The sequence below is a fragment of the Cellulomonas sp. genome (assembly GCF_036279715.1).
Lineage (GTDB): Bacteria > Actinomycetota > Actinomycetes > Actinomycetales > Cellulomonadaceae > Cellulomonas_A.
On sequence record NZ_DASUIR010000165.1, the window covers coordinates 1 to 10,744 of the forward strand.

Annotated in this window: 11 protein-coding genes; 3 read left to right on the forward strand and 8 right to left on the reverse strand. The window is 73.4% G+C overall.

Annotated elements, in window-relative coordinates:
* Together VFW79_RS15510 and VFW79_RS15515 are read right to left on the reverse strand one after the other, a co-directional pair.
* Positions 1-402, reverse strand: a 402-nt coding sequence (locus tag VFW79_RS15510; RefSeq protein ID WP_329678189.1) for a PadR family transcriptional regulator, incomplete at its 3' end; no start/stop codon positions are given.
* Positions 399-1,307, reverse strand: a complete 909-nt coding sequence (locus VFW79_RS15515; RefSeq protein WP_329678190.1) for a DMT family transporter — start codon at positions 1,305-1,307, stop codon at positions 399-401. The genes VFW79_RS15510 and VFW79_RS15515, both read right to left, overlap by 4 nt.
* A gap of 164 nt (positions 1,308-1,471) precedes the next feature.
* Between VFW79_RS15515 and VFW79_RS15520 the strand changes: the two genes are divergently transcribed.
* Positions 1,472-2,494, forward strand: a complete 1,023-nt coding sequence (locus VFW79_RS15520) for a class I fructose-bisphosphate aldolase (protein WP_329678191.1) — start codon at positions 1,472-1,474, stop codon at positions 2,492-2,494.
* A 1-nt stretch (position 2,495) separates the two neighbouring features.
* Here the strand turns inward: VFW79_RS15520 and VFW79_RS15525 are convergent, their stop codons facing one another.
* Positions 2,496-4,064, reverse strand: a complete 1,569-nt coding sequence (locus tag VFW79_RS15525) for a DUF4173 domain-containing protein (protein WP_329678192.1) — start codon at positions 4,062-4,064, stop codon at positions 2,496-2,498.
* Between the two features lie 258 nt (positions 4,065-4,322).
* On the opposite strand from VFW79_RS15525, the gene VFW79_RS15530 reads away from it, so the two are divergent.
* Both VFW79_RS15530 and VFW79_RS15535 read left to right on the forward strand, forming a co-directional pair.
* Positions 4,323-6,203 (forward strand): PKD domain-containing protein, encoded by a 1,881-nt coding sequence (locus VFW79_RS15530; protein ID WP_329678193.1) that lies wholly within the window; start codon positions 4,323-4,325, stop codon positions 6,201-6,203.
* 98 nt (positions 6,204-6,301) lie between these two features.
* On the forward strand, positions 6,302-7,471 hold the full coding sequence (locus VFW79_RS15535) for a MarP family serine protease (RefSeq protein ID WP_329678194.1): 1,170 nt from the start codon (positions 6,302-6,304) through the stop codon (positions 7,469-7,471).
* 50 nt (positions 7,472-7,521) lie between these two features.
* Here VFW79_RS15535 and VFW79_RS15540 read toward each other — a convergent pair whose 3' ends face one another.
* The 5 genes from VFW79_RS15540 to VFW79_RS15560 form a co-directional block, all read right to left on the reverse strand.
* A complete protein-coding gene (locus tag VFW79_RS15540; protein ID WP_329678195.1) occupies positions 7,522-8,229 on the reverse strand; it encodes a maleylpyruvate isomerase family mycothiol-dependent enzyme in 708 nt (235 codons plus the stop codon).
* On the reverse strand, positions 8,226-8,612 hold the full coding sequence (locus VFW79_RS15545; protein WP_329678196.1) for a DUF1304 domain-containing protein: 387 nt from the start codon (positions 8,610-8,612) through the stop codon (positions 8,226-8,228). The genes VFW79_RS15540 and VFW79_RS15545 overlap by 4 nt, the downstream gene beginning before the upstream one ends.
* A gap of 49 nt (positions 8,613-8,661) precedes the next feature.
* Positions 8,662-8,940, reverse strand: a complete 279-nt coding sequence (locus VFW79_RS15550; RefSeq protein WP_329678197.1) for a hypothetical protein — start codon at positions 8,938-8,940, stop codon at positions 8,662-8,664.
* 68 nt (positions 8,941-9,008) lie between these two features.
* The gene (locus tag VFW79_RS15555; protein ID WP_329678198.1) at positions 9,009-9,581 is read right to left on the reverse strand and encodes a hypothetical protein; all 573 of its coding nucleotides are present in this window, start codon (positions 9,579-9,581) and stop codon (positions 9,009-9,011) included.
* Between the two features lie 83 nt (positions 9,582-9,664).
* Entirely contained in the window at positions 9,665-10,657 is a 993-nt protein-coding gene (locus VFW79_RS15560; protein ID WP_414648003.1) for an EamA family transporter, read from the reverse strand.
* Positions 10,658-10,744: the final 87 nt, after the last annotated feature.

Consider the following 10,744-nt stretch of genomic DNA (forward strand, 5'->3'; position numbering starts at 1 on the left):
CTCGGCCACGAAGAACCCACGAGAAGGCTGCTCCAGGAAGGCCACGCGACGCTCAAGAACGGCGCGCTGCCCGGTCGGGTCGTCGAGCTCGTGCAGGAACGCCAGGAGGGTGAAGTAGCGGCTTCGGTCGGTGATGTCGACGCCATCAGGGTCGGCCAGGCGCCGACGGAGCTCGGCACGGCCGGTGTCGGTCAGCTCGAAGACGCGGCGCGCCGGGCCGCGCTCTCCGCGGGCATCGTGGCCGCTGATGAGCCCTCTGGCCTCAAGTCGTCGCAGGGCGGGAGTCAGGGCGCCGTCACTCAACGGCCTCACGTGGCCGATGAGGGCAGTGATCCGGCGGCGCAGCGCGTAGGCGTGCAACGGAGCCTCGGCGAGGAAGCCGAGGATGCAGAACTCGATCATCTGAGCATTCTTGCCGAGCCTATGGCGAGCGGTCGCGTCCAGGCGAAGACGACCACCGCGACAACAAGGATCGCTGTGCCGCTCAGCACCCGCCCGGTGAGCGGCTCGCCCAGGATGAGGGCACCCAGCAGGACGGAGACGACGACGCTGGTGTAGGAGACGATCGAGGCGCGACTCAGGCCCACCCGTTGCACCAACGCCGTATTGGCCAACCAGCCCAGCCCGGAACATCCGATACCGGCTGCTGCGACGGCCGCCCACGCCGCCGGCTGCCATCGGAGCTGTCCCGGGTGCGCTGCCGCGATCGGTACGAGCACCGCGGAGGCCACCACCATCTCCGCGGTCGTCACGATCAGCGCAGGGACGTCCGCAAGGTACCGACGCATCACGAGGTTCGCGACGGCATAGGAGAGGGCGGCGGCCAAGGGCAGCAGGCACCAGAGCCAGGCGCCAGATGGCGTCGCAGCCCTCGACGCCCACCCGACGCCGACGAGCGCGAGCGGCGCGGCGATCCACTGCTGGGTCCCGAAGCGTTCACCCGACCGCGTGAGCGCGGCGCCCACGGCGATCCAGAGCGGCGTCGTCGACAGCATCACGGAGACCGTGCCTGTGGGAACAACCCTCTCTGCGGCGCCGATGAGCAGGTTCGGCGCCACAGCGGCGGTCAGTGCGACGACGCTGAGCGCCACCGGGTGACGCGTCGTCGCAGCGCGGGCTTCCTCGAGCATGCCCCGGGGACGACGGGCCAGCACGAGCATGAGGGTCGCCGCGGCGAGCACGACCCGCACGGCGGCCATCGCGGGAGTCGACATGGCGCGCTGCGCCACGGCGATCAGGAGGAAGGGCACACCCATGCTGAGCGTGGCAGCACAGCCGAGCACGACGTCTGTCCGAGAGGAGCGCATGTGGCATAGTACCTCGATTCGAGGTACTGAGGTAGTCGCGCAGCGCCGCATCCGTGACGCTGCGCCCGGGAAGCGACAGGGACAGACTGGGACCAACGCCACTCGCCGGCCTCACCAGGCTCGCTGGTCAGAGGTCAGAGGCGAGCCGAGAAGGTGAGCGCACGATGAACCTCGACGCCATGACCCAGACCGCGCGCGCGCTGGTCGCACCCGGCAAGGGGATCCTCGCTGCCGACGAGAGCGCGCCGACGATCGCGAAGCGACTCGCCGGTATCGGTGTCGAGTCGACCGAGCAGACGCGCCGGGCGTACCGCGAGATCCTCTTCACGACCGCGGGGATCGGCGACGCGATCAGCGGTGTGATCCTCTTCGACGAGACGCTGCGGCAGAAGGCCGCCGACGGCACGCCGTTCGCCGAGGTCCTGCGCCGCCAGGGCGTCATCCCCGGCATCAAGGTCGACGGCGGCACGAAGCCGCTCGCCGGTTTCCCCGACGAGGTCATCACCGAGGGGCTCGACGGTCTGCGGGACCGGCTGACCGAGTACGCCGCGCTGGGCGCACGGTTCGCCAAGTGGCGCGCGGTCATCCGGATCGGCGACGGGCGCCCGACGACGCCGTGCATCGAGGCGCACGCCCACGCGCTGGCCCGCTACGCCGCGCTCGCGCAGGAGGCCGGTCTCGTCCCGATCGTCGAGCCCGAGGTGCTCATGGACGGGTCGCACGACCTCGCCCGCTGCGCCGAGGTCACCGTGACGACCCTTCGGGCCGTGTACGCCGAGCTCGCCCGCCACCGCGTCGTCCTCGAGGCGACCCTCCTCAAGCCCAACATGGTGCTGCCCGGCAAGGACTGCCCGGACCAGGTCAGCGACGACGTGATCGCCGACGCGACGATCGCCGTGCTGCGCCAGGCCGTGCCTGCCGCGGTGCCCGGCATCGTGTTCCTCTCGGGCGGTCAGACCGACGAGCAGGCGACCTCACGCCTGGACGCGCTCAACAGGCGCGGGCCCCAGCCGTGGGAGCTCAGCTTCTCGTTCGGGCGCGCTCTGCAGGCCCCGGTCCTCAAGGCGTGGGCCGGCGACGACGGCAATCGCGCAGCAGCCCAGGCCGCGCTGCTCCACCGTGCCCACCTCAACGGCGCCGCACGCCACGGGACGTACACCGCGGACATGGAGGGCGTGACCGTCTAGGTCAGGGCCGCGTGATGGCGTCGTCGGCGCAGGCCGTGCCGGCCGTCAGGTCCGTGCTGCCCAGCACCTGCGCGGCGCGTGCGCGGCCGAGGTTCCAGTCCGCCACGCCGGGGGAGGCCTCGACGACGACGCGCTCGAGCACGCACGACCGCAGCGGCTCCTCCAGCCGGGCGATCTCCGGGACAGCGTCGGCGGAGAGTCCCTGCAGGTATCCGACGTCGAGCCCGACGACGAGCGAGGCGTCGCGCTCTGCGGCGGCGTTGTACCGGACGATGAGCGCGTCCGGGTTCACGAGCGCCAGTCCGAGCATCGCCACGGCAACCACCTGGACGACGACGCGCGGCAGCCACCCGCCACGCCAGCGCACCCCCGCCACCAGCACCAGCACGAGGACGACGGCGAGCACCACCTCGACCACCACCACGAACAGTCGCAGCCGGGTCAGACCGAACGCGTCCATGTAGAGGCTCATGCGCCGCAGCGCGGAGGCCACGACCCCGAGGGTGGCCACGCACAGCACCCCCAGCGCGACCCGGGAGATCAGCCGGTCCCGTGCGGAGGCGCGGGGTGCACGGCGCGCGGCCACGGCGACGACCACCAGGGTCAGCGCGGTGACGACGACGAGCTGGGCGAACCCCTGCCGCGCGTACTCGGCGTAGGTCAGGCCAGATGTCTCCAGCACGTGGCGGTGTCCACCGAGCAGGGCTCCGACCTGCACGAGCACGAACGCCAGCACCAGCGCGTCGAGGGCCAGCACGGGCAGCAGCCACTCGCCGCGCGGTGCGGGCCTGCCCGGCGGCAGCTCGGCGTCCGACCACCCGGGCGGGGCCACGGCGAGGTCGGCGAGCGTCGCCGCCACGAGTGCCACGAGAACCCCGACCACCACCTGGCCCGGCAGCAGCCCGAGGTCCACGCGGGGCACATAGCTCGCGAAGACGGTGTCGGCACTCGCGAAGAGCATGCCGAAGACCACGAGCAGCACGACCGTCACCGCGACGCTGCGCAGCGCCGCGAGCACCCGACCCCGCCGTGAGCCGACGAGCGTCGCGGCCCCGCCCGTGACCCACGGCACGGTACGGAACGCGCCCGCCGCCCAGCTGAGCGCACTGAGCACCACGGCGGGCGCGGACCGCGCCGACGTCGCCGCGACGGCCCCCACGAGCGCCGCCGTCAGCAGGCACAGCGCCGCGACCCAGCTCGCGTCGCGGATCGCGACCACCGCGACGAGGGCGATCGACAGCCCGGCGGTCACGAGGTCTCCCACCGCTCGTCGCCGGACCAGCACCGGTGCGGCCGCCGCCCAGACCGCGAGCCCCACGAGAGCGGCGCCGAGCCCGAGCCGGTGGCCGACGAGGAGGGCCGCGCCCACGACGCCGACGGTCGCACAGGCCAGCAGCGTGCCGCTCGACGCCGGCTGTCGTGACGCCGACCAGAACTCCGTGAGCGAGCGGCCGATCCTGCCGGGCGGTGCCGCCATGACCGCAGGTGACAGCGTCGTCGTGCCGGGGAGGGGCGCGGCGGGGAGAGGGGCGACGGGGAGGTGCGCGGCGGGGACGAGCGGATCGGTCATGGGGCCAACCTAGGAGCGGCCTGTGCGACGCGTGGCGGTCCTGCCGACGGGTCCCGTGCAGGTTGTGTGCACGCGGGTGCGGGTGCCGTGACGGCGGCAGCGACTGCGTGCACCAGGCGCATCATGGGGAGCCACCGGCGGCCGATAGGAAGGCTGCCACGGCAGACGCCCCCAGCCGGACGAACCGTGGCTCGCCGTTGACCGCACCACCCGGAACCGCCTGCGGGTCCGGCCCGTCCGATCGGATGCCCCGGAGCCATGAGACGCACCCGAGCCGCCACACCTCTCCACACCGCCCTGGACGTCCCCGCCGTCGTCCTCGTCGTGGCGCTCGCCGCGCTCGCCTTCGTGACTGCCCCGACGCCCGCCACCGCGACGACCGGTGGCGCTCGCACCCCCACCGCGTCGGAGCAGCTGACCCCGCCGAGCGGTCTCCTGTTCGGCGCCTTCGTCGCCAAGCAGGACACGACGACAGAGGTCGAGACCTCGGTGAGTGCGTTCGAGCAGCAGATCGGGCGCAAGCTCGACCTCGTCAGGTTCTACGTCCGGTGGGACACGCCCCTGATGCCGGACGCCGTGCTGCGCTCCGTCGCGCGCGACCGCACCCCGGTGCTCTCGATCACGCCGAAGAAGGACGACGGCACGAAGCTCTCGTGGGCGTCGATCGCCGCGGGCGACCAGGACGCCAGGATCCGCGAGCAGGCCACGGCCGTCGCAGCCCTGGGCGTCCCCGTGTTCCTCGTGTTCCAGCATGAGCCGGACATGGCGACCGGGTACGGCTCCCCGGCCGAGTTCCGCGCTGCGTGGCGGCACTACGTCGAGGTGTTCCGGCAGCAGGGGGTCACGAACGCCGCCTGGACCTGGGTGATGACCCCGACCGGCTTCGCCGCGACCGCGAGCACCCCGGCGAGCGACTTCTACCCGGGGGACGACGTCGTCGACTGGCTCGCCCTCGACCCGTACAACTGGTACGGGTGCACCCCGTCGGTACCCGCCGCGTGGCAGTCCATGGCCCAGGCTGCGGGCCCGTTCCGCACGTGGGCCCAGTCGCACGGCAAGCCCCTGATGCTCGCCGAGTGGGGCTCGGTCGAGGACCCGGCCGATCCCGGTCGCAGGGCGGACTGGTACCGCGAGACGCTGGCGATGTCGACGTCCTGGCCGGAGCTCAAGGCGGTCTCCGCGTTCGACGCGACCGGGAGCTGCGCGTGGCGCGTGGACTCGACCGCCACCGCCCTGCAGGGGTTCGTGGACGCCGGGGACACCGCCGCCGCGCACGGCCGGGCGAGCGCTCTCCTGACGCCCTCGACCACGGTGGGTGGCGCCCCGTTGACCGTCGCGTTCGACGCGTCCCGCAGCACCGGCAGCGGCTCCCGCACGGCCTCCGGGGTGACCAGCTGGGCCCTCGACCTCGGTGACGGCACCTCGACGTCCGGGCAGGGTCAGCCGCCCACCGCGATCGCCCACACCTACGCGGCCGGCAGCTTCACCGCACGGCTCGTCGTGTCCGACGCGACCGGTGACACCGCGACCGACACCCGTACCGTCACCGCCGCACCGGCTCCGGTGGTGACGGGCTCCGAGCGGGACGTGACCACGACGTCGATGGGCCTGTACGCCTGGGTGAACCCCGCGGGCCTGCTCGGGACCGCCCGGTTCGAGTGGGGCACGACGACGGCCTACGGCAGCAAGAGCCCGAGCTACGACCTCGCCGCGACGACGTCGGCCCAGCAGCTGAGCTACACCGCGTCCGGGCTCACGCCGGGCACCCGCTACTACTGGCGCGTCACGGCGACGACCGCCGCGGGGACGACCGTCCTGGCCAGGTCCGCCGGGACCGTCGGCGCGCCGAGCCTCAGCTGGAGCAACGTCACCGGCCTCACCGCGACGGGCGCGGTCCTGAGCGCGGGCGTGGACCCGCACCGGCTCGCGACGACGACCTGGGTCGAGTGGGGCCCGACGTCCGCGCTCGGCCAGAGCACGGCCAGGACCTCGGTCGCGGCGGGGACGTCCGCGGTGACCGTCCGCTTCACGCTCAGCGGGCTGACCGCACAGACCACGTACCGCTACCGCTGGGTCGCGTCGAGCTCGCAGGGCACGACGTACGGACCGACGGCGAGCTTCACGACGACGGCCGGCTGAACGCACCGACCTGCCGACCACAGCGCTCACCCGTACGCTGACCGCGTGATCGTGACCGTCGAGCGCCGCGCCGTCCTCGCTCCCGCCCGGAGCCGGGCATGAACGTCGTCACCGTGGTCATCGTCGTCCTGATGCTGCTCGCCGCCGTCCACGGGTATCGCGCGGGGCTCGGCCGGATCGTGCTGCCGACCGCCGGGTACGTCGCCGGCTTCCTGCTCGGCGTGCGGGTCGTCGCACCGCTCGTGATGCGCTCGATCGACGCGCCGGTCGGCAAGGTGGTGTCCGCGGTCCTCGCCACGCTCGCGCTCTCGCTCATCGGCGGCGCCATCGGCAGCGTCGCGGCACGCCGGTTCGACCGGGCGAGCGACCGGCTGCACCTGGGCCCCGTGACGCGAACCCTGGGGGCGGCGCTGCAGGCGGCCATGGTCCTGTTCCTCGCCTGGCTGCTCGCGTCGGGGCTGACCACAGTCGAGGCGTACGGGATCGGCCGGCAGGTCCAGGCGTCGCCGATCATCCGCGCGCTCAACTCGGCGCTGCCGACGCCGCCGGACCTCGTGTCCCGCCTCAAGGGCATCATCAGCCCCAACGGCTTCCCGAACGTGTTCCTGGGCGGCGAGCCGAACCCGACGCCGGTCACGCCCGGCGGGCCGGTCGACGCCACCGTCCTGGCGACCGCAGAGAAGTCGGTCGTCCAGCTCGTCGGGCCCGGGTGCGGCGGGGAGGTCGAGGGGTCGGGCGTCGTGGTCGCCCCGGGCGTCGTCGTCACCAACGCGCACGTCGTCGCCGGCGTCCGGCGACCTACCGTCGTCGACGCCGCCGGGCAGCACGACGCGACCGTGATCCTCTTCGACCCCGACGAGGACCTCGCCGTCCTCAGGGCGTCGAACCTCAAGGCTCCCGCGCTCGCCACCGACCCGGACACGCTCGCGCCGGGCACCCGTGGCGCCGTCGTCGGGTATCCCGGCGGTGGGCCGCTGCGTGCGGACGACGCCGTCGTGGTCGACTCGCTGACTGCGGTGGGCCAGAACATCTACGGCCAGGGCTCGGTCAGCCGCGCCGTCTACCAGCTCAACGCCAACATCCAGCCGGGCAACTCCGGCGGTCCGCTGATCACCGCCGACGGGCGGGTCGGAGGCATCGTCTTCGCGAAGTCCGTCAACCAGGACGGGGTCGGCTACGCGCTCGTCTGGAACGAGGTCTCGGCCCGGGTCGACGCCGCCAAGACCCTGACGGCAGCCGTCCCGACGGGGGCGTGCAGCACCGGGTGAGACGGCGGCCGCGACGCCGGGGTCAGGGCGTGGCGGTCACGGCGCGGGGCTCAGGGCGTGATCGGCTCGACGAGCGCCGCACGGAGCACGTCACCGTCCCCCGAGACCTCGACGTCCGCATCGTCCGGCGACCTGCGGCCCCACAGCATCAGGGCAAGGACGGATGCGGGCGCGCGCACCTGGACTGTCGCCGGGCCTTCGTCGGCGGTGTCGAGCCGCCACGTGCGGTCGACGTCCGACGCCGCGAGCTCGATCGCCGACGGCAGACGCGCCATGCGACCCATGCTCACCTGGCGCGGCTGCATCACGGTCACGACCTCGTCGACGGTGTCCGCCCACACCTCAGGCCGCACGTCGAGCTCGAGGCCACCCGCCGTGCGGAGGTCCCACAGGTGCACGAGCGTCTCGTGCAGCTGCCGGCGCCGCCAGAACGACGCCGGGCCCCGGCCCAGCAACGTCGATCCGATCGCGTCCGGGCCGAGCTCGACGAGGGTGTCCCGCAGCTCGGCGGCGCAGTCGCGGTAGAGGTCCTCGAGCACGAACGGCCCCTGCCCGAGCGGCCTCTCCCGCGTGCTGCGGGCCTTCGCGGCCGCCCAGTGGTGGACCCGCGCGAGGTGCTCGACGAGGTCGCTGACACGCCAGTCACCGCACCACGGGACGGGGGTGGCGGGGTCGACGCCGCTGATCGTGGCACCGAACGCGTCCTGGAGGACGACGAGCTCGGCCAGATGGTCCAGGTGACCCGGCGTGGCGTTCATGCGAGCAGCGCCGCGACGGCCGCCAGGACCGCGAGCAGCGGCAGCGTCCCCTGGGTCGCGGCGGCCCGCGCCATCGTGCGCTTCGAGGCGACCAGCACGACCGCCGCTCCGAGCATCGACCCGCACGAGGCCACGACCAGCGCGAGCCCGACCCCGCGCTGCCCGCTCGCCGCGACGACGGCGCCGACGACGGCTTCGATGCCGAGGAACAGGTTGTAGAAGCCCTGGTTGTACGCCCAGGGGCGGACGACCGGGACGTCCTGGCTGCGGACCGCGAACCGCGTGTGGATCGACGGGCGGTCGAACAGCACCGACTCCATCACGAAGATCCCCACGTGCAGGACACCGGCGAGGGCAGCGAGGACAACGGCAGCGATGAGCATCCGCGCAGTATGCCGCGGATTGCCGCCCGGCGAGGGCTCGACTGACGCCTCAGGCAGCCAGGCGGTGCACGACGCCCAGGGCAGCCAGCTGATCCCTCAGGTCGGCCAGGTCGGCGCGGATGCGCTCGGCGTTCGCCTCCCAGACGAGGGCCTCCGCCTCCATCCCCCACACGTCGGCGTAGCCGCGAGCCCGGAAGTTCGCCAGGCTCAGCCGCACCGTCATGTCACGCACCCGGGCCTGCAGGAGCGCAACCTGCTGGTCGGCGTCGCGCGCGTCGTCGCGGTCGGCGGCGAGCGGGTTGGCACCCGGCTCTGAGAGCGATCTCATGTCGCGCACATCGGCAGCATGCACCTGTTCGTGAGAGGTTGCAGCCCCGCCGCGCCGGGCGGGTCGGGTCATCTCGGCAGGCTCTTCTCGGCGCGCCCGATGATCTCCGCGAGCACGTCCGGCTCGTACACGTCGCCCGCGTCGACCGGGCCGCCGTCGTGCTCCGCCCACTGCCAGTGCGGCGTGACCGGTTGCTCAGCACCGGCCGCGCCGATCCGCAGGTCCAGCACGGCGGCGTACTGATACCCGAACCGGGCCTGCAGGGCACGTGCGCGCCCGAAGTCGCCGGCGGCCGCCTTGTCCACGTCCACGTCCGCGCGGTCGGTCGCGAGCTCGAGCAGCAGCAGGTTGTGCTCGGGCCCGAGCTTGCCGCGGTGGTGGACGATCAGGTCCGGGATGCGCCGTCCCTCGTCGTCGACGAGCCGCACCGACTCCTCCAGGTGCATGCCCGAGCGGTTGTACTCGCAGTCGATGTCCCAGGTCTCCTCGACCATCGGGCGCAGGTACCAGCCGAGGTGGAACGCCACGGCCCGCTCGCTGGGGCGACTCGTGCCCGCGGCCAGGCTGAGCAGGGACCACTCGTTGACGATCGTGGTCGTCAGCGCGATGCGGACACGGTTCTGGAGGTCGGCAAGTTGCATGTGCTGACGATACCGGCGGATCGGCGCCGGTCCGGGCATGAGGTCGCGCGCGACGCCCCACCATCACTGCACGCCGCAGGCCTTCACCCCGCGGAGGTCGAGCCCTGCCCGGCGAGGACTGGTGCTGGCCGCGACACGAGCGGTGCTGGGGCAGCGCCCGCGACGACCTCCTGGTCCGCTCCGCGCCGCACGGCGGCGACTCCGGCGATCAGGAGCCCCGCGCCGACGAGCTGCACCGGCAGCGGCCGCTCCCCGAGCAGCACCCACGCCAGCAGCACGGCGAACAGGACCTCGGACAGGGCGAGGAACGACGCCACCCGCTCCCCCAGCAGGCGCACAGAGACGGCGCTGACACCGTAGGCGAACGCCGTCGGCACCGCGCCGACGACGAGCAACGGCACGATCCAGTGCACCTCGGAGCCGAGCAGGCCCACTCGGACGTCGGGCGCCTCCACGGGAAGCGCGCCCACCAGCGCGACGACTCCGACCGCGAGCGCCCCGACCAGCATGCCTGCCCCGGCGAGCGTCACGGGCGGCAGGTCGGTCGGGCGGGCGACGATCGCGAAGTAGGCCGCGTTCCCGACCGCAGCCCCGAGTGCGAACAGGAGTCCGACCGGGTCCGGGTCGAGCGCACCGGTGACGTCGAGGACGAGCACGAGACCGCCGGCCGCGAGCGCGGCGCCGACGAGCGTGGTGCGCGAAGGGAGGCGGCGGGAACGGATCCAGCCCCACGCCACCAGCAGCAGCGGGCCGGTGTACTCGACGAGCAGCGCGATGGCGACGGGGAGCCGGTCGACCGCGAGGAAGAAGAGCGTCGATGCCCCGGCCACACCGAGCAGCCCGAAGCCGAGCACGGTCGGCCAGGCCGCCCGAAGGACCTCCCAGCGACCCCTGAGCGCGAGCAGCGCGGGGCCCGCGAGCAGGAGCGCGCCGATCGTCAGGCGCACGAGGATGGCTGCGCCGGGGCTCCAGCCTGCGACGAGCAGCGGCTTGACGACCGGGCCACTCGTGGCGAACGCCAGCGCAGCCACGAGGCCTGCTGCGATCCCCGCACCGCGCGCGCCGGTCCACCGCACGAGCGCGCTCCTAAGGCCCGGGCCCGCGATGCGGGCGGAGAGGACGCACCGACCGGCGGCTGGGCGCCGAGCGGGGCGCGTTCCGGT

Bases quoted from the DNA above. Each gene is read 5' to 3' on its own strand.
- VFW79_RS15545 (WP_329678196.1), bottom strand. From the start codon at position 8,612: ATGCTCATCGCTGCCGTTGTCCTCGCTGCCCTCGCCGGTGTCCTGCAC.
- VFW79_RS15525 (WP_329678192.1), bottom strand. From the start codon at position 4,064: ATGACCGATCCGCTCGTCCCCGCCGCGCACCTCCCCGTCGCCCCTCTC.
- VFW79_RS15540 (WP_329678195.1), bottom strand. From the start codon at position 8,229: ATGAACGCCACGCCGGGTCACCTGGACCATCTGGCCGAGCTCGTCGTC.
- VFW79_RS15530 (WP_329678193.1), top strand. From the start codon at position 4,323: ATGAGACGCACCCGAGCCGCCACACCTCTCCACACCGCCCTGGACGTC.
- VFW79_RS15550 (WP_329678197.1), bottom strand. From the start codon at position 8,940: ATGAGATCGCTCTCAGAGCCGGGTGCCAACCCGCTCGCCGCCGACCGC.
- VFW79_RS15520 (WP_329678191.1), top strand. From the start codon at position 1,472: ATGAACCTCGACGCCATGACCCAGACCGCGCGCGCGCTGGTCGCACCC.
- VFW79_RS15535 (WP_329678194.1), top strand. From the start codon at position 6,302: ATGAACGTCGTCACCGTGGTCATCGTCGTCCTGATGCTGCTCGCCGCC.
- VFW79_RS15515 (WP_329678190.1), bottom strand. From the start codon at position 1,307: ATGCGCTCCTCTCGGACAGACGTCGTGCTCGGCTGTGCTGCCACGCTC.
- VFW79_RS15555 (WP_329678198.1), bottom strand. From the start codon at position 9,581: ATGCAACTTGCCGACCTCCAGAACCGTGTCCGCATCGCGCTGACGACC.